The organism is Devosia oryzisoli, from assembly GCF_014837245.1.
In the GTDB taxonomy this organism is placed as follows: Bacteria; Pseudomonadota; Alphaproteobacteria; order Rhizobiales; family Devosiaceae; genus Devosia; species Devosia oryzisoli.
In genome coordinates, this window is sequence record NZ_JACYFU010000001.1 from 500,730 (window position 1) to 515,858 (window position 15,129).

The following is a 15,129-nucleotide window of genomic DNA, read 5'->3' on the forward strand; positions in this document are numbered from 1 at the left end:
TTGGCTACAGGCGCTGCATGAGCCGCGTGAACATCAGCAGGCCTTCGGGCCAAGGGCCGTGTCCCGAAGCTGTATTGATGTGCCCGGCTTCCCCCGCTTCGTGGAAGTCCGATCCCCAGGCTGCGGCCAGGTCGGCTGCACGCTCAAGGGTACAGTAGGGGTCATTCGAGGAAATGACCAATAGAGTGGGGAAAGGCAGGGGCTCGCGCGGGATGGGAGCAAAGGAGCGCGCTTCGTCCGGAACAGCTGGATTGAGCTCGATGTCCGGTGGGGACACCAGCAGAGCGCCTTTCACTTTTCCTCCGGCGAACCTTGGCGCCGCCTTGACCAGAGCAATGACCGCCAGCGAATGGGCAACGAAGACGACCGGCCGTGTCGCAAGGTCGACTGCGGTGACCATCGTGTTGATCCAATCCTGCGGGTCTGGATCGTCCCAGTCGGCCTGCTCTACCACCGCCGCGGTGCGCATCTTCTCCGTCCACCGCTGTTGCCAATGGCCCGGACCTGAACTGCCCAGCCCCGGCAGGACTAGAATGTCGCAATCGGCTATCCTCATGCGCCGAACACCCGGGTGAAGATCGTGTCGACGTGCTTGAGATGGTACGCGTCGTCGAACATGGCCTCGATCTGCGCGTCGCTGAGCGTCACCTGGGGGTCTTCCTTGAGAAACCGGGCAAACAGGCCGGTTCGATCCCCACGATGCTCCCAGACCTTCATGGCATTCCGCTGCACGGCGGCATAGCTGTCTTCGCGACTGTATCCGGCCTGCGTCAGCGCCAGGAGCACGCGCTGCGAATTGTGCAGCCCGCCAAGCAGGTCAAGGTTTTTGCGCATGTTCTCAGGATAAACGACGAGCTTCTCGATCACGCCAGTCAGGCGCGCCAACGCGAAGTCCAGAGTAATGGTCGCGTCAGGCCCGATCATGCGTTCGACAGAGGAATGGGAAATATCGCGCTCGTGCCACAGGGCGACGTTTTCGAGAGCGGGTGTGACCATGCCACGAACCAGACGTGCCAGGCCTGTCAGATTTTCGGTCAGCACCGGGTTCCGCTTGTGCGGCATCGCCGAGGAGCCCTTCTGCCCCGGCGAGAAATACTCCTCCGCTTCAAGCACTTCAGTGCGCTGAAGATGCCGGATTTCGACGGCAACGCGTTCGATGGACGAGGCGATGACCCCGAGGGTGGCAAAGAACATGGCGTGACGGTCTCGCGGAATGACCTGGGTCGAGACCGGCTCGACCTCAAGACCGAGCTTCTCCGCCACATATTCCTCAACGCGTGGATCGATGTTGGCAAAGGTGCCGATGGCGCCAGAGATCGCCGCCGTCGCGATCTCCTTCCGCGCTGCGGCCAGGCGCGCACGGTTACGGGAAAATTCGGCATACGCTTCCGCCAGCTTGACGCCGAAAGTGGTGGGTTCGGCGTGTATCCCGTGACTGCGTCCGATGGTGATGGTGTGCTTGTGTTCGAGCGCACGCTTCTTGAGGGCGCAGAGCAGGGCATCGATCTCGGCCAGCAGAATGTCGGCGGCATTTCTGAGTTGAACCGAAAGCGTCGTATCAAGAATGTCCGACGACGTCATGCCCTGGTGCACAAAGCGCGCATCGGGACCGACGATTTCACCGAGGTGCGTGAGGAATGCGATGACGTCGTGCTTGGTCGTCCGCTCGATCTCGTCGATCCGCTCGACGTCGAAGCCATAGCCGCCATGCTCGGCTTTGCGCGCATTCATAACGTCCCAGATCTTGTCTGCGCTATCCTTGGGGACGACGCCGAGTTCGGCCAGCTTGGTCGTAGCGTGCGCTTCGATCTCGAACCATATGGCAAAGCGGTTCTCTGCCGACCAGTTTGCCACCATTTCTGGACGGGAGTAGCGCGGAATCATAGGCTTATCCTTGCGGGATGAGAAACTGAATCAGGCGATGCGGGTGGTTGCCGCATCGCGGATCGCGTGGATGCGGCCTGCGTACGTGGCCGGATCGTTGCCCCCGTAGATCGAAGAGCCTGCGACGATCACATTGGCTCCGGCCTCTACCACGGCACGAACATTGTCCGGCCCGATCCCGCCGTCTACCTCGAGATCGATGGACCTGCTCCCGATGAGGTCTCGCGCCTGCCGGAGTTTCACAAGACTGTCGGGAATGAAGGTCTGACCGCCAAAGCCGGGATTGACGCTCATGATCAAGATCAGATCCACCTCATCGATGACGTGCTGGATGGTCGAAACAGGTGTCGCCGGGTTCAGGGCAACCCCCGCCTTCTTACCCAGCGCGCGGATCGCCTGCAGCGTACGATGCAGGTGCGGGCCAGCCTCGGCATGAACGGTGATGATGTCGGCGCCGGCGCTCGCGAACGTGTCGAGATAGGGATCGACGGGCGATATCATCAGGTGAACGTCGAAGGGCTTGTCCGTGAGCAGCCGGATCGACTTCATCACAGGCGCGCCGAAGCTGATGTTGGGGACGAAATGGCCGTCCATGACATCCACATGAATGTAGTCAGCCGCGGCCGCCACGATTGCTGCGACCTCATCACCCAGGCGCGCAAAGTCTGCGGACAGGATCGACGGAGCGATGCGGAGTGGGCGGTTGGCAGGCATTGGCACCTCTGCCGGTGGGCGTTGCGGCTGATCTAGCGCGGCAGCGCAGGCGGGGCAAGGGTTGAGACCGGCTCCTGCTCCTATCCCTTCGTTCGCAACGTCGACCGTCCGCCATCCACGCCGATGACCTGACCGGTGATCCAGGCAGCTTCCGGGGAAAGCAGAAATTGAGCCGCCGCCGCGATGTCTTCGGCTTCGCCCAGCTTGTTCAGAGCGTGCAAACCGGCGATCGCTTTCGCCATGGGTTCGTTCTCTGTCATAGCCCGCGTCAGGGGCGTGCGGGTCAGCGAGGGCGCTACGGCATTGACCCGTATGACGGGCGCAAGCTCTGCGGCCAGTGACCGCGTAAGACCTTCCACTGCGCCCTTCGCCATGGCGATGGAAGCGTGACCAGTGAAGCCTTGGCTCACGGCGACACTGGAAAAGAGGACTACTGAGGCCCCGTCGCCGGTGGCTCGAAGTGCGGGCAGGGCAGCTTGCACCGAAATCGCTGCAGCGGCAGCATTGATCAGAAAATCGGCGCGAAAATCCTCGAGGGTCAGTTTGGCCAGCGGCCGCAAGGTGATTGTCCCCACGCAGTAGGCCAGCCCGGCCAACGGCGTCGGCGCAGCGGTTATGGCAGCGGTGAGTGAGGCGCTGTCGGTGACATCAACGACTTCCTGGCTTGCACCGATCTCTTCGGCCAGTTCTGCCAGGCGTGTTGCGTCGCGAGCGAGCAGGTGGAGGTCGTGCCCGGTCGTCCTCAGCCGCCGCGCGAGGGCTCTGCCAATGCCTCCGGTCGCGCCGATGATCAGGAAAGTGCTCATCTCTGCCTCCCTTTGCTGCTACGCAGGGAAGGGTCGACCGGTTCAGCCACGGGGTAATTCATGAAGACCTACAACAGCCGCATGGTCACCATCACGATTCTCCGCCCCTGGCAGGAGGTCTACGCGTTCGCGGCCGACCCGGCGAACATGACCAGATGGGCGGCCGGGTTGGGCAATTCGTTTGTTCGGGACGGAGAGTTTTGGGTCGCAAGTGACCCCGGAGGCAATCCCATCCACGTGCGGTTCACACCGGCCAATGCCTTCGGCATACTCGATCACGATGTGCATGTGGGTGGCGAGGTGGTGCATGTCGCGCTGCGGGTGATGCCGAACGGGGATGGCTCCGAGGTGGCGTTCCTGCTGCTGCAGGAGCGGGGCATGGACGATCAGCAATTTCGGCGCGATGCGGCGGCCGTTCGGAAGGATCTGGAAACGCTGAAGGCGATTCTCGAAAACGACAAGTGACGGCCCGCACTCGGCGGGCCGTGGCTGGTGCTATTGCATCAATTGGCGGTCAAGACCACCTTCGTCCACTCATTCTGGTTGTCGTGGAATTGCTTGTACCCCTCTGCTGCCTGTTCGAGGGGCAGGTGGTGACTGATGAGCCAGGTGGTATCGATTTCACCCTCCTGGATGCGCCGGAGCAGGTCATGCGTGTACTTCTGCACGTGTGTCTGTCCGGTCTTGAGCGTAATGCCCTTCTCCATCATGGCGCCCAACGGCCACTTGTCGAGCATACCGCCGTACACGCCAGGAACTGACACTCGACCCCCCTTTCGCACGGCGAGCAAGGCTTGCCTCAGCGCATGTCCTCGGTCCGCACCCGGCGAAATTTTCTGCTTCACCAAGTCGAGGACGTTATCAACCGCAAATCCGTGGGCTTCCATGCCGACCGCGTCGATGACGGCGTCGGGGCCTATACCGCCCGTCATTTCCATGAGGGCCTCCAGGACATGCGTCTCGCCGAAGTTGATGGTTTTGGCGCCGAATTTCTTGGCCAGGTCCAGGCGGTGGGGGTGGTGGTCGATGCTGATCACCTGTTCAGCCCCCATCAACATTGCCGACTGCACCGCGAACAGGCCAACAGGGCCTGCGCCCCAGACGGCCACGGTGTCACCGCGCTCGATCTGCGCATTTTCGGCCGCCATCCATCCCGTAGGCAAAATATCGGAGAGGAACAGCACCGTATCGTCGTCCATGCCTTCCGGGACGACGATGGGCCCGACGTCGGAGAACGGCACCCGCACGTATTCGGCCTGGCCCCCCGGATATCCGCCCGTGAGATGGGAGTAGCCGAAGATGCCGCTCATGGCATGGCCATAAAGCTTTTCGGATGCGTCCTGTTTGGCGGCGGGATTGGAGTTGTCGCAGGCCGAATACTGCTGCTTCTGACAGAAAAAGCATTGTCCGCAGGATATGGTGAAGGGCACTACCACGCGCTGCCCTTTTTTGAGGCTACTCTTGGAGCCAACCTCAACCACTTCGCCCATGAACTCGTGCCCGAGAATGTCGCCCGAGGCCATTCCCGGAATCACGCCGTCGTATAGGTGCAAATCCGAACCGCAGATGGCGGTGGAGGTGACCTTCAGGATGGCGTCGCGGGGATTGATGATCTCGGGGTCGGGGTGGGTGTCAACGCGGACGTCATTCGTGCCGTGCCAGGTGAGGGCGCGCATCAACGGTCTTCCTTCGATTTGCGATTGTCTGCAGTGGCGATTTCGCCTGCTTCCATGAGCATCTTGAAGCGCTTTAGTTCGTGCCGCGCCTGGATGTTTGGCTCGGCCATGAACAGCTTGGCGACCAGCCGGCCGAGGTCTCCGCCGGGCGGCTGATACTTGATGTTGGCGGTGACGATGGTGCCACGGCCGGCGGGAGCATCGCTGAAGCTCACGGTGCCTTCGGTCATGATCTGCGACCCCGGAAGGGCCCGCCAGGCGATCCGCTCATTGTCCTTTACATCGGTAACTTCGGCCTCGAACGTCACCATTTGACCCGCCGGTGCGCGTATGGTCCAACGCGATCGCTGCGGCCCCGTGGGCTCTATTTTTTCGATCGCCTCCATGAACCGGGGAAGGTTCTGAAAATCCCGCCAGAAGGCAAAGAGCGTCACTCGGGGACGATTGATGGTCACGGACCGTCCGACGACGGCCATCTCGCCCTCTCTGTCGTCACGCCTTGCCCGTTTCGGGGCGTCATCCTCGCTTTGCTCGAGCATCATTGCCGCATCCTTTTTTCGGTCGACTCCGTCGAGCAAGCGTGAGTGAAGGGCTTCGTTCCAGCGTTCAACGCACTTAGACACAGGTTACGAGGGGCGATTTTCCCTCCTCGAAGCGTCCGATTGTTCAGCTTGCTGCGCTGGCGACTGCTGATTTGGTTTTGTCGGCAAAATTTGCTAACCCATCCGCGGGCGCCCGCCGGGCGCTTCCGTCTCGCACCATCGAGGCGTGTAGCTGAAGTTAGGAAAGTTTTTGCAAGTCCAAGTACGCGACAACAATGTCGACCAAGCCCTCCGTGTTCTGAAAAAGCGCCTGCAACGAGAAGGCGTGTTCCGCGAGATGCGGCTGCGCAAATATTACGAAAAGCCTTCGGAAATGCGGAACCGTGAGAAGCAGGAAGCTGTGCGTCGCACGCGCAAGGCTGCACGCAAGCAGGCTATCCGCGAAGGGTTGATCGCTGGCCCCAAGCCGCGTGCCGCCCGCTAAGTCGGCGTCGAGTCCTGGCGTATCCCTCCCTTCGGGGAGGGACGTCATCGGCGATTACAGTCTCACAAGCCGGCGATGCGTCACGCAGGCTCATTGCATTCACCGTTCACCGCGCTAGACAGAGCCTGAACACGGAGCGTCTAACGGTGGAAATCTCTCTCCCGGTGGTCTTCGGAGCAGGCATTCTGAGTTTCCTCAGCCCCTGTGTCCTGCCGCTTGTACCGCCCTACCTCACCTATATGAGCGGCGCTAGCTTCGATCAGCTGCGAGCCGAGTCGCGCTCGGCCGGCGTGCTACAGCGCCGGGTGGCGGTGACGTCTATCTTTTTCATTCTCGGCTTTACCGTTGTGTTCGTCGCCCTAGGGGCGACGGCTACGGCATTCGGTCAGGCCTTCCGCCAACTCCTGCCACTTCTGACCCCTGTCGCTGGCGTTATGATCATTGCAATGGGGCTCCACTTTCTTGGAGTCTTCCGCATCGGCCTGCTGGATCGGCAAATCCGTCACCAGGGACCGGGCGTGGCTTCCGGGCCACTGGGCGGATTTCTGTTGGGGTTGGCGTTTGCCATCGGTTGGACACCCTGCATCGGGCCCATCCTTGCCACAGTGCTGTCCATTGCTGCGGGGCGTGATACGGCGTGGGAGGGAGCGTCCTTGCTGGCTCTCTATTCGTTGGGCCTGGGTGTCCCGTTCTTCCTCGCCGGCATCGCGGTGGGGCCCTTTCTGGCGTTCTTCAATGGCTTCAAGCGGCATCTGCACACCGTGGAACGGATCATGGGGGCGCTTCTGGTCGTCACCGGTGTGTTGTTCCTCACAGGCAACTTTACCCGCATCTCCTACTGGTTCCTCGAGACGTTCCCAGGTCTCGCCCAATTTGGCTAACGCGGTAAGCCGCGTTTAACCCTGCCGGACTTTTTGAAGACCCGCGGTCTTTCTCTGCCGAGGCTTTTAGCGCTGGTTTACCCTCGACCGCCAAAGTGGCCGCGAAGTCTGGGGGTAAGAAGATGATGATCTCTGATGCTGAGAGCGTGCCGCTGATCGGCGCTGAGGTCCCTCGGGCTGCGGGCGCGGCCGTCAAATCGCAGAGCACCCTTTCCGTCACCGTCACGTCGGATATCGATGCTGTCGCCCCCATCTGGAGCAACCTCACACAGTCCGGCATCGAGTCGCCAGGGCAGTCTTTCGGTTTCATCCGTCACTGGATCGCCGACAGAACCATTCCGGTGAACGATCAGCGCTACGTCGTCGGGTTTGCCGAGGGGAATCCGATTGCCCTTCTGCCTTTGCATCGGCAGGCGCGTCGCGGGCTGTCGATGTTCACCTGGTTTCCCGGCACGCAGGTGGGCTGCAACGCGCCTATCGTCGACCAATCTGCCCTCGCATCTCTCCCGACGCAGGATCGATGCCGACTGTGGAAGGGCATGACCGCGGAACTTGATGCAGACCTGCTCTATCTGCCCTTCATCCCGGAAAAGTGCGACGGCCAGAGCGGACTGTTCGGCGAACTGGGAACGCGTGAACCTGCCGACATTCTTTATCGGTCGGTCTTCTCCTGCTGGGAAGAATGTGATCGCGAGCAGCGCAGCCGGTCGCGGCGCAAACACGATCGGCAGCAAGGCGACAAGCTCGCCGCGCTGGGTAGCGTGCATTTCGAGGAAGTCGGCGACCCGGCCGACGTCCATCTGGCCCTGGATGTAATGTTCCGGCAGCGCACGGCTCGCTTCAAAGCGCAGGGCATCCGCGACGTCTTCGTCGAGGATCGGCTGATCGATTTCTATCACAAGCTGGCCGAGCCGGCTTCGCAGGTCGATGTGCGATTGCACGTGATGCGGCTGGAGAACGAGATTGTCGCCGTGCGCTACAACATCGTGGATGGGGACCGCATGTTCTGTCTCATTTCATCGATGAGCGACGACCCGACGATACAGTCCGGCTCGCCAGGCAAGCAGTGTCTCTTGCGTGTCATGCAGACGGTTTTCGAGAGCGGGTACACGATGTTCGACATGGGCGCGGGCATCACTGATGAGAAGCGGCACTGGTGCAACGTTCAGCTGCCGCTCAACCACCACTATGTCGGTTTGAGCCTAAAGGGACGCGCGGCTGCTGCCGCCCACCGCCGGTATCAGAACGTGCGGGCTTGGGCGAAGGCCAACCCACAGGTGAAGAAGACGGTACGCTCTTTTGCGCACTGGCGCGATCGAAAGTCTGCTCAGCCTGTCACTGATTCAGATCAGCTTTAGCCCGCGCAACGACGTGTGGCCGGATTTGCCCACGATAATGTGGTCATGCAGCGTGATACCGAGCGGCTTGGCGATATCAGCGATCTCCTTGGTCATCCGGATGTCGGCAGAGGAGGGGGCAGGGTCGCCCGAGGGGTGATTGTGCACCAGGATCAGTGCCGTCGCCGATAGTTCCAGTGATCGCCTGATAACCTCGCGCGGATAGACGGGCGTGTGGTCCACCGTCCCCGTTTGCTGCACCTCATCGGCAATCAGCCGATTCTTCTTGTCGAGGAAGAGAATGCGAAACTGCTCGATCGTCTCATACGCCATCTGCGTGCGGCAGTAGTCGATCAACTGCGTCCAGGAAGACAGTATGGGCTTTTCGGTGTCGATCTGATCCCTGCCATAACGCTGGGCCACCGCCTGGATGATCTTGAGGTAGGTGATCGAAGTGCTGCCAAGCCCCTTCACCTCCACCAGGCGGGCAGGGGGAGCGCCCAGCACTTGGGAAAAGGAGCCGAAGCGCGCCAGCAAGTCCTTGGCAAGGCCTTTTGTATCGCGCTGCGGCAGGAGCAAATGCAGGACGAGTTCCAGGAGTTCGTAATCGGCCAGCGCTTCACCGCCGACCACGTTGAACCGCTCCCGGGCACGTTCCCGGTGCCCGTGATAATGGGGGCGAGCCACCTTGGCCAAACCTTTGCCCGACGGCTTTTCGCCGGCTTGGTCCGTCAATTCGCGGCTCGTGCGGCAAGCGGATTGAAAAGTCCGGCGGGGGAACTGGTGAAAATCTCGCACCCGGTTTCGGTGATACCGATGGAGTGCTCGCACTGTGCCGAAAGCGTTCGGTCGCGGGTAACGGCAGTCCAGCCATCCGAGAGGATCTTCACGTGCGGGCGGCCCAGATTGATCATCGGCTCGATCGTGAAGATCATGCCGGGCTTGATCTCCGGACCGGTCCCTGGGGTTCCGAAGTGGAGAATGTTCGGCTCGTCGTGGAACAGACGCCCAAGGCCATGGCCCACGAAGTCCCGCACCACGCTCATGCGCTCACCTTCCGCCAGAGCCTGAATGGCCGCGCCGATATCGCCGGTGTGGTTTCCTGGCCTGGCCGCTGCAATGCCCGCTTCGAGGCACTCATAGGTGACTTCGATAAGGCGCTCGGCCTTCCGGGAAAGCTCTCCTACCGGATACATCCGGCTTGAATCGCCGTGCCACCCGTCGACAATCAGTGTGAGGTCGATATTGACAATGTCCCCTTCACGCAGCGGGCGCTCATCGGGGATTCCGTGGCAGACGACATGGTTGAGCGAGGTGCAGAGCGAGTGCCGATAGCCCTTGTAGAAAAGCGTAGCGGGAACAGCGCCGTGATCGCGCGCGAACTCATAGGCCACCTTGTCCAGCGTCGCCGTCGGTACGCCCGGCTCCACATATTCCGTCAGAATGTCGAGTGCCTGAGCGGTCAGTTGGCCGGCCTTTCGCATGCCCGCAAAGCCTTCTTCCCCGTGCAGGGGGATTACCCCCGGCGTGCGGCGGGCTTTGGCAGCGGCGTCGACATAGGTGATCATGCGGCTCTCCGATTATCAGGTCCAAGGTAGTCAACTGAGGGTGGGATTGAAAGAGGTCCGCGCTTGACGCTTTGCGGAGGGGCGGGCATGTCTGGCCACTCCAACCAGGAACTCCATCATGTCCTCTGAAACCCGCGTCACTGCCGGCCTTCTGGTAATAGGCGACGAAATCCTGTCCGGGCGCACCAAGGACGTGAACATCGGCGCGGTTGCCGAATTCTGCACCGATCTCGGCATCGACCTCACCGAGGTGCGGGTAGTCAGCGACGATATGGGCGCCATTGTGGAAGCACTGAATGCGCTGCGTGAGCGTTATACCTACGTCTTCACCACCGGCGGTATTGGGCCGACACATGATGACATCACCGCCGATGCCGTGGCCAAGGCCTTTGGCGTGCCCCTGCCGATCAATGTGGAAGCACGCGCCCTTCTTGAAGCGCGGTGGGCGCAGACTGGCACAGAGGTCAATGCGGCACGCCTGCGAATGGCGCGGATTCCCGAAGGCGCAGATCTTATCGTCAACTCGGTCAGCGCTGCGCCCGGTTTTCGGATCGGCAATGTGCACGTCATGGCAGGCGTGCCCGTCATCATGCGCGCCATGCTCGAAGCCATAGCGCCGACCCTCGAGGGCGGACGCAAAGTGCATTCCGTGGCCATCGACGCCGGCGTCGGGGAAGGGGCCATCGGTGGGCCATTAGCGGAGCTTCAGGCACGTTTTCCGGACGTGAAGATGGGCTCCTACCCACAGATGGGCAAAGGGACAACTGAGTTGGTCCTGCGCTCGGCGGACGAGGCTCGTCTAGCGGAGGCTGCTGACGCCGTGCGGGACATCGTCGCCCAGGCGCATCGCAAAGCTGGTATTGCACCGCCGGATGCAGAGTGATTGGCGTTGCCGCCAAGCTTTGCTAAGGACGTGCCCTTCACGCGTTCAACGGACGCTGCCGCAAGGAGACCAGTGTGAGCAATCCCGGCCAGAAATCCTTTCCCGTCACCTGGGATCAGTTCCACCGCGACAGTCGAGCCCTCGCATGGCGCCTCGCGGGGCTCGGCAGTTTCGATGCCGTCGTCGCAATTGCCCGTGGCGGTCTCGTCCCGGCTGCTATTGTGGCGCGCGAACTGAATATCCGCACCGTCGAAACCGTGGCCGTGAAGAGCTACGATCATCAGAATCAGGGCGGGATCAAGGTACTCAAGGAAATCAGCCGCCCCGTTCTGGAAGTGGCGCAGGGTGGCGGCAAGGTGCTGATCGTGGATGACCTGGTCGACACGGGCAACACCGCGCGTGTTGTGCGCGAGATGCTTCCGGGTGCTCACTTTGCGACTGTCTATGCCAAGCCCAAGGGCCGGGAGATGGTCGATACGTTCATCACCGAGGTCAGTCAGGACACCTGGATCTTTTTCCCTTGGGATCTCGACGTTGCCTATGTCGCCCCAATTTCGGGCGGAACCGACTGATCTTGAACACGCGGGCGTGGTGGAACTGGTAGACACAAGGGACTTAAAATCCCTCGCCGCATGGCGTACGGGTTCGATTCCCGTCGCCCGCACCAAGAGCTGAAAGAGCCTCATGATCGAACGCATCGAGACCGGCATTGCGCCATCTTCCGCTCCCATCAACGATGCGGTGCGGGCTGGAAAGCACTTGTGGCTGGTCGCCATTGCGGAGGACCCCGACACCGGGGAAATTGTGCAGGGCGGCATCGAAGCGCAAACGCGGCGATGCCTTGATAACCTTTCGATAGCGCTACGCGCCGCCGGCGGATCGCTCCTGAACCTCGTCATGGTCCAGATATTCCTTATTGATGGCGCCGACGCGGCGGGCATGAACGCTGTCTATCGGGAGGTCTTTACACAACAGCCCTACCCGGTGCGGGCAACAGTGGTCGTCAAGGAACTGCTGGCCAAGGGGCTACGGATTGAAATCACTGCAACCGCGGTGCTGGACTGATGCTGCTCAAGCGCGAATTGCTCGAGGAGATCAAGGCCGGGCGTGTGGACGTGATCTTCCGCCGGTGGAACCGGCCGACGGTGAAAGCGAGTGGGACGCTCAAGACGAAGGTCGGGCTGCTCGCCATCAAGTCCGTAACAGACATGTCGCCGGACGATGTTTCGGAGCGAGACGCGCAGCGCGCAGGCTTTGCCGACGTGAGCGCCTTCAGGCGCTGGCTCGACACCATGAAGGACGGCGCTCTGTTTCAGCGGATCGAGGTCGGCTTTATCGGAGAGACGGCGGAGTAGCTGTTTCGTCGCCGTTCAGAAGGGGGTGGGCGCGACAAAGGTGGTAAACTCCTTTGTCGTGGGATGCGTGAAGCCCAGTTCCGCCGCGTGAAGCTGGAGCCGGTCGGCTGCTGCCAAGTCTTCGCCCTCTGCATAAAACGCATCACCCAGAATCACATGGCCGATGGCCTTCATGTGAACCCTGAGCTGGTGGGTGCGTCCTGTCAGTGGCACCAGACGGAGCCGGGTGCTCCGCTCCTCGCGTTCGATGACGGTCCACTCTGTCTGGGCCGAACGGCCATGGTCATGGTCCACTCGCTGGCGCGGCTTGTTCAGCCAATCGGTTGCGAGGGGCAAATCCACCAGGCCCCGATCCTCGCTCACCACTCCCGCGACGCGGGCGATATAGCTCTTGGTCGTCTCGCGATGCTCGAACTGACTGCCGATGAAGCCGTGGGCGCGCTTGTTCAGGGCCAGCACGAGGACACCCGAGGTATCCTTGTCCAGCCGGTGGCACATTCCCGCCGTTGGCCAGCGTTGCCGCGCACGATATTCGACGCAATCCCAAAGGCTGGGATCCTTGCCCGGCACGCTGAGCAACCCGCTCTGCTTATCCACCACAAGGATATCGTCGTCCACGTGAAGCACCCCGAGATAGGGCTCCATCGGCGGATGGTAGTCTTTGAGAGTGGGCATGGCTGGCATGGCTGCCCTCTATCAGCAGCAGTCCTCTCCACACAAGAGGCGCGACGGGCAACGTGCCTAACATGTGATGCCGGGGGCACGGAACTAGGCCCTAGTGTCTTCGTTGGTCAGACACAGTTCGCAAAAGGAGCAGACCATGCACAAGGATGAAGCCAAGGGTGCCGGCAAGCAGGCCAAGGGCGCTGTGAAGGACGCCGTCGGTGGGCTGACTGGCGATGACAAGATGCAAGCCGAAGGCAAGTTGGACAAGGCAGAAGGCAAGGTCCAGCAGAAAGCCGGAGAGCTGAAAGACGATGCTCGGAAAGCGCTCAAACACTGAGTTGGCGTTTTTCTCGCAAGGTAAGGGCCGCCCCTTGGGGCGGCCTTTCCTTTTGCTCTTCAGCCTTCGGGCGAAGCGCTGCATACTCGATAAATGTGGTTTGCCATAGCTTCTACTGACCTCGGCGAGTTCGGCTTTGGATGGTCATCCAAGGGGATTGCGCGGTTAAACCTGCCCGGTGAACCGGCCGTGTCCATCGCCGAAAGATTCGTCGGGCTGGGGTACTCGGCTGCCGTGCCGCCTGAAGCGGTTTCCGAACTGATCCAAGAGGTGCGAAGGTATTGCGAGGGACAGAAGGTGGAGTTCCAGCATGTCGCTCTGGACCTAACCGGCGTTTCCCCGTTTTATCAGCGGGTTTACGCGCGCCTGCGAGAACTGGGGTGGGGCAAGACCACAACCTATGGCGACCTGGCCGCAGAGCTGGGTGATGTCAGGCTTGCCCGCGCGATCGGCCAGGCGATGGGCGCCAATCCGGTGCCGTTGATCATCCCTTGCCATCGTGTGCTTGCAAGCAGCGGTAAGCCCGGAGGCTTTTCGGCTCCCGGCGGAACATCGTCCAAGCTACGCATGCTGGCGCTGGAAGGCGTGCAGCCCGGAGCTCCGATTGGTCAACTTGGGTTTGGTTTCTGATGAGTTTCGCCTTCAAACACAGCGACAATGTTGCCAGCCAGGTCCGCTCAATTGTCTTGGGGCAGGCAGACAAGGCGCTGGAGCAGATTGAGGCTGGCGACGGCTTTCCCGCGGCCGTCCATCAAATCCGAAAGACCTGCAAGCAGACCCGGGGCATGCTGCGGCTGGTTCGGCCGTGTTTCGAGCGGTATCGCGAGGAGAATGAGGCTTTCAAAAGTATCGCCGCGTCGCTGTCGAGCAGTCGGGACAGCAGCGTCATGGTCGAGACGTTCACTGGCCTGTTCCCCCCAGGCGCACCTTATGCTTCGGAGGATGTTCGTCCGGCCTTGGAAGAGGTGCGGATACGCCTTGATGCCCGTGCCATGCATGTTCATGAGCAGACCGACCAGCAGACGCTTCTCGCGAACGCTGCCGAGCGGCTTAGGGACGCAAAGCAGCGGATCAATGACTGGAGCTTCACCGAAAAGGGCGTGCACATCCTGCTGCCGGGTCTGGAACAGTCCTTTCGTAAGCTGCGCAGGGGGCTCGAGCGAGCGCGGGCCGAGCCGAGCGCGGAAACCCTCCACGAATTGCGGAAGTCGGCAAAGTACCACTGGTATCATGTGCGTCTCTGGCAACCAGCCGCGCCGGACCTGCTGAGCGCACATGCGAGCATGCTCGATCGGGTGGGTGACGCACTGGGCGATCACCATAATCTTGCTGTCCTGCGCGAGTGGCTCGAAACGGCCACCATCGGCCATGAGACGCTCCGCGATACGTTGCTCCACAAGGTCGAGATGCGACAGCAGGTCCTGCTTGAGGAGGCACTGCCGCTCCTGAGCCAACTGGCTGCCGAGAAGCCGGGAGCGCTGGGTCGGCGGTACCGGCAGTACTGGACGCTGCTGGGAGAGCGGGATGGCCGATGAAATCGAGCGCAAGTTCTTGGTTCGTACAAATGCCTGGCGGTCATCTGCCGATGCAGGGACGCACGTGGTGCAGGGCTATCTTTCGAGCAATGCCAAGGCGACCGTGAGAGTTCGCATCTATGACGACGAGCGGGCCGTCATCACCATAAAGGGACCCACGGAAGGGATTTCCCGTCGCGAGTTCGAATACGACATCCCCTTCGCCGATGCGCAGGACATGCTGGCCCTTGCCGAGCCGCACATCGTCCAGAAGCGCCGCTATACGGTGCCGTTTGCCGGGCTTCTATGGGAGGTCGACGTCTTCGAAGGTGCGCATGCGGGCCTCGTGGTCGCCGAAGTCGAACTGGAGCATGCCGATCAGGCTGTCGTCTTGCCCGATTGGATCGGTGAAGAAGTCAGCCACGACGATCGCTACGCCAACGCCAGCCTGTCGCGTATGCCGGGTGTGCCTGCCCGCTGAA

General features: G+C 61.4%; 21 protein-coding genes and 1 tRNA gene. 13 read left to right on the top strand and 9 right to left on the bottom strand.

Going from position 1 to position 15,129, the window contains the following annotated elements; all coding sequences use genetic code 11:
- Positions 1-4 precede the first annotated feature (4 nt).
- From IC608_RS02480 to IC608_RS02495, 4 genes are all read right to left on the bottom strand, one after another.
- Entirely contained in the window at positions 5-556 is a 552-nt protein-coding gene (locus tag IC608_RS02480; RefSeq protein ID WP_191772443.1) for an RBBP9/YdeN family alpha/beta hydrolase, read from the bottom strand.
- On the bottom strand, positions 553-1,884 hold the full coding sequence (purB, locus tag IC608_RS02485; RefSeq protein ID WP_191772444.1) for an adenylosuccinate lyase: 1,332 nt from the start codon (positions 1,882-1,884) through the stop codon (positions 553-555). Before purB ends, IC608_RS02480 begins: the two co-directional genes overlap by 4 nt.
- A gap of 30 nt (positions 1,885-1,914) precedes the next feature.
- A complete protein-coding gene (rpe, locus tag IC608_RS02490; protein ID WP_191772445.1) occupies positions 1,915-2,598 on the bottom strand; it encodes a ribulose-phosphate 3-epimerase in 684 nt (227 codons plus the stop codon).
- A gap of 80 nt (positions 2,599-2,678) precedes the next feature.
- A complete protein-coding gene (locus tag IC608_RS02495) occupies positions 2,679-3,404 on the bottom strand; it encodes an SDR family NAD(P)-dependent oxidoreductase (protein WP_191772446.1) in 726 nt (241 codons plus the stop codon).
- 60 nt (positions 3,405-3,464) lie between these two features.
- Here IC608_RS02495 and IC608_RS02500 point away from each other — a divergent pair, with 60 nt between their 5' ends.
- Positions 3,465-3,869, top strand: coding sequence for an SRPBCC family protein (locus IC608_RS02500; RefSeq protein ID WP_191772447.1), 405 nt, complete (start codon positions 3,465-3,467; stop codon positions 3,867-3,869).
- A gap of 38 nt (positions 3,870-3,907) precedes the next feature.
- On the opposite strand, the gene IC608_RS02505 is transcribed toward IC608_RS02500, so the two are convergent.
- Both IC608_RS02505 and IC608_RS02510 read right to left on the bottom strand, forming a co-directional pair.
- Positions 3,908-5,080, bottom strand: coding sequence for a zinc-dependent alcohol dehydrogenase (locus IC608_RS02505; RefSeq protein ID WP_191772448.1), 1,173 nt, complete (start codon positions 5,078-5,080; stop codon positions 3,908-3,910).
- On the bottom strand, positions 5,080-5,622 hold the full coding sequence (locus tag IC608_RS02510; RefSeq protein ID WP_191772449.1) for an SRPBCC family protein: 543 nt from the start codon (positions 5,620-5,622) through the stop codon (positions 5,080-5,082). Before IC608_RS02510 ends, IC608_RS02505 begins: the two co-directional genes overlap by 1 nt.
- 250 nt (positions 5,623-5,872) lie before the next feature.
- Between IC608_RS02510 and rpsU the strand changes: the two genes are divergently transcribed.
- From rpsU to IC608_RS02525, 3 genes are all read left to right on the top strand, one after another.
- Entirely contained in the window at positions 5,873-6,106 is a 234-nt protein-coding gene (rpsU, locus tag IC608_RS02515) for a 30S ribosomal protein S21 (protein WP_191772450.1), read from the top strand.
- Positions 6,107-6,252: 146 nt separating this feature from the next.
- On the top strand, positions 6,253-6,987 hold the full coding sequence (locus IC608_RS02520) for a cytochrome c biogenesis protein CcdA (protein ID WP_191772451.1): 735 nt from the start codon (positions 6,253-6,255) through the stop codon (positions 6,985-6,987).
- Positions 6,988-7,109: 122 nt separating this feature from the next.
- A complete protein-coding gene (locus tag IC608_RS02525) occupies positions 7,110-8,345 on the top strand; it encodes a GNAT family N-acetyltransferase (protein WP_191772452.1) in 1,236 nt (411 codons plus the stop codon).
- Here the strand turns inward: IC608_RS02525 and radC are convergent.
- Both radC and map read right to left on the bottom strand, forming a co-directional pair.
- A complete protein-coding gene (gene radC / locus IC608_RS02530; protein WP_248306151.1) occupies positions 8,331-9,059 on the bottom strand; it encodes a RadC family protein in 729 nt (242 codons plus the stop codon). The two genes, IC608_RS02525 and radC, sit on opposite strands and share 15 nt — an antisense overlap.
- Entirely contained in the window at positions 9,056-9,892 is an 837-nt protein-coding gene (gene map / locus IC608_RS02535; protein ID WP_191772453.1) for a type I methionyl aminopeptidase, read from the bottom strand. The genes radC and map overlap by 4 nt, the downstream gene beginning before the upstream one ends.
- A 118-nt stretch (positions 9,893-10,010) precedes the next feature.
- On the opposite strand from map, the gene IC608_RS02540 reads away from it, so the two are divergent.
- The 5 genes from IC608_RS02540 (at position 10,011) to IC608_RS02560 (ending at position 12,130) form a co-directional block, all read left to right on the top strand.
- On the top strand, positions 10,011-10,775 hold the full coding sequence (locus tag IC608_RS02540; protein WP_191772454.1) for a competence/damage-inducible protein A: 765 nt from the start codon (positions 10,011-10,013) through the stop codon (positions 10,773-10,775).
- A 74-nt stretch (positions 10,776-10,849) separates the two neighbouring features.
- On the top strand, positions 10,850-11,347 hold the full coding sequence (gene gpt, locus IC608_RS02545) for a xanthine phosphoribosyltransferase (RefSeq protein WP_191772455.1): 498 nt from the start codon (positions 10,850-10,852) through the stop codon (positions 11,345-11,347).
- 10 nt (positions 11,348-11,357) lie between these two features.
- Positions 11,358-11,442 (top strand) — tRNA-Leu (locus IC608_RS02550).
- 17 nt (positions 11,443-11,459) lie between these two features.
- Positions 11,460-11,840: a RidA family protein gene (locus tag IC608_RS02555; RefSeq protein WP_191772456.1), complete on the top strand. Its 381-nt coding sequence runs from the start codon at positions 11,460-11,462 to the stop codon at positions 11,838-11,840.
- Positions 11,840-12,130 (top strand): hypothetical protein, encoded by a 291-nt coding sequence (locus tag IC608_RS02560; protein WP_191772457.1) that lies wholly within the window; start codon positions 11,840-11,842, stop codon positions 12,128-12,130. Before IC608_RS02555 ends, IC608_RS02560 begins: the two co-directional genes overlap by 1 nt.
- A gap of 15 nt (positions 12,131-12,145) precedes the next feature.
- On the opposite strand, the gene IC608_RS02565 is transcribed toward IC608_RS02560, so the two are convergent.
- Positions 12,146-12,814, bottom strand: coding sequence for an RluA family pseudouridine synthase (locus tag IC608_RS02565; RefSeq protein WP_191772458.1), 669 nt, complete (start codon positions 12,812-12,814; stop codon positions 12,146-12,148).
- A gap of 136 nt (positions 12,815-12,950) precedes the next feature.
- Between IC608_RS02565 and IC608_RS02570 the strand changes: the two genes are divergently transcribed.
- The 4 genes from IC608_RS02570 to IC608_RS02585 all read left to right on the top strand — a co-directional run bounded on the left by IC608_RS02570 (position 12,951) and on the right by IC608_RS02585 (position 15,128).
- Positions 12,951-13,133, top strand: coding sequence for a CsbD family protein (locus IC608_RS02570; RefSeq protein WP_191772459.1), 183 nt, complete (start codon positions 12,951-12,953; stop codon positions 13,131-13,133).
- A gap of 189 nt (positions 13,134-13,322) precedes the next feature.
- Entirely contained in the window at positions 13,323-13,763 is a 441-nt protein-coding gene (locus IC608_RS02575) for a methylated-DNA--[protein]-cysteine S-methyltransferase (protein ID WP_345890816.1), read from the top strand.
- On the top strand, positions 13,763-14,668 hold the full coding sequence (locus IC608_RS02580) for a CHAD domain-containing protein (RefSeq protein ID WP_191772461.1): 906 nt from the start codon (positions 13,763-13,765) through the stop codon (positions 14,666-14,668). Before IC608_RS02575 ends, IC608_RS02580 begins: the two co-directional genes overlap by 1 nt.
- Positions 14,658-15,128: a CYTH domain-containing protein gene (locus tag IC608_RS02585; RefSeq protein WP_191772462.1), complete on the top strand. Its 471-nt coding sequence runs from the start codon at positions 14,658-14,660 to the stop codon at positions 15,126-15,128. Before IC608_RS02580 ends, IC608_RS02585 begins: the two co-directional genes overlap by 11 nt.
- Position 15,129: the final 1 nt, after the last annotated feature.

What these genes read in the sequence shown, in the direction of transcription:
- IC608_RS02480 (WP_191772443.1), bottom strand. Translation starts at nt 556, where the DNA reads ATGAGGATAGCCGATTGCGACATTCTAGTCCTGCCGGGGCTGGGCAGT.
- purB (WP_191772444.1), bottom strand. Translation starts at nt 1,884, where the DNA reads ATGATTCCGCGCTACTCCCGTCCAGAAATGGTGGCAAACTGGTCGGCA.
- rpe (WP_191772445.1), bottom strand. Translation starts at nt 2,598, where the DNA reads ATGCCTGCCAACCGCCCACTCCGCATCGCTCCGTCGATCCTGTCCGCA.
- IC608_RS02495 (WP_191772446.1), bottom strand. Translation starts at nt 3,404, where the DNA reads ATGAGCACTTTCCTGATCATCGGCGCGACCGGAGGCATTGGCAGAGCC.
- IC608_RS02500 (WP_191772447.1), top strand. Translation starts at nt 3,465, where the DNA reads ATGAAGACCTACAACAGCCGCATGGTCACCATCACGATTCTCCGCCCC.
- IC608_RS02505 (WP_191772448.1), bottom strand. Translation starts at nt 5,080, where the DNA reads ATGCGCGCCCTCACCTGGCACGGCACGAATGACGTCCGCGTTGACACC.
- IC608_RS02510 (WP_191772449.1), bottom strand. Translation starts at nt 5,622, where the DNA reads ATGATGCTCGAGCAAAGCGAGGATGACGCCCCGAAACGGGCAAGGCGT.
- IC608_RS02525 (WP_191772452.1), top strand. Translation starts at nt 7,110, where the DNA reads ATGATGATCTCTGATGCTGAGAGCGTGCCGCTGATCGGCGCTGAGGTC.
- map (WP_191772453.1), bottom strand. Translation starts at nt 9,892, where the DNA reads ATGATCACCTATGTCGACGCCGCTGCCAAAGCCCGCCGCACGCCGGGG.
- IC608_RS02540 (WP_191772454.1), top strand. Translation starts at nt 10,011, where the DNA reads ATGTCCTCTGAAACCCGCGTCACTGCCGGCCTTCTGGTAATAGGCGAC.
- IC608_RS02555 (WP_191772456.1), top strand. Translation starts at nt 11,460, where the DNA reads ATGATCGAACGCATCGAGACCGGCATTGCGCCATCTTCCGCTCCCATC.
- IC608_RS02560 (WP_191772457.1), top strand. Translation starts at nt 11,840, where the DNA reads ATGCTGCTCAAGCGCGAATTGCTCGAGGAGATCAAGGCCGGGCGTGTG.
- IC608_RS02565 (WP_191772458.1), bottom strand. Translation starts at nt 12,814, where the DNA reads ATGCCAGCCATGCCCACTCTCAAAGACTACCATCCGCCGATGGAGCCC.
- IC608_RS02570 (WP_191772459.1), top strand. Translation starts at nt 12,951, where the DNA reads ATGCACAAGGATGAAGCCAAGGGTGCCGGCAAGCAGGCCAAGGGCGCT.
- IC608_RS02580 (WP_191772461.1), top strand. Translation starts at nt 13,763, where the DNA reads ATGAGTTTCGCCTTCAAACACAGCGACAATGTTGCCAGCCAGGTCCGC.
- IC608_RS02585 (WP_191772462.1), top strand. Translation starts at nt 14,658, where the DNA reads ATGGCCGATGAAATCGAGCGCAAGTTCTTGGTTCGTACAAATGCCTGG.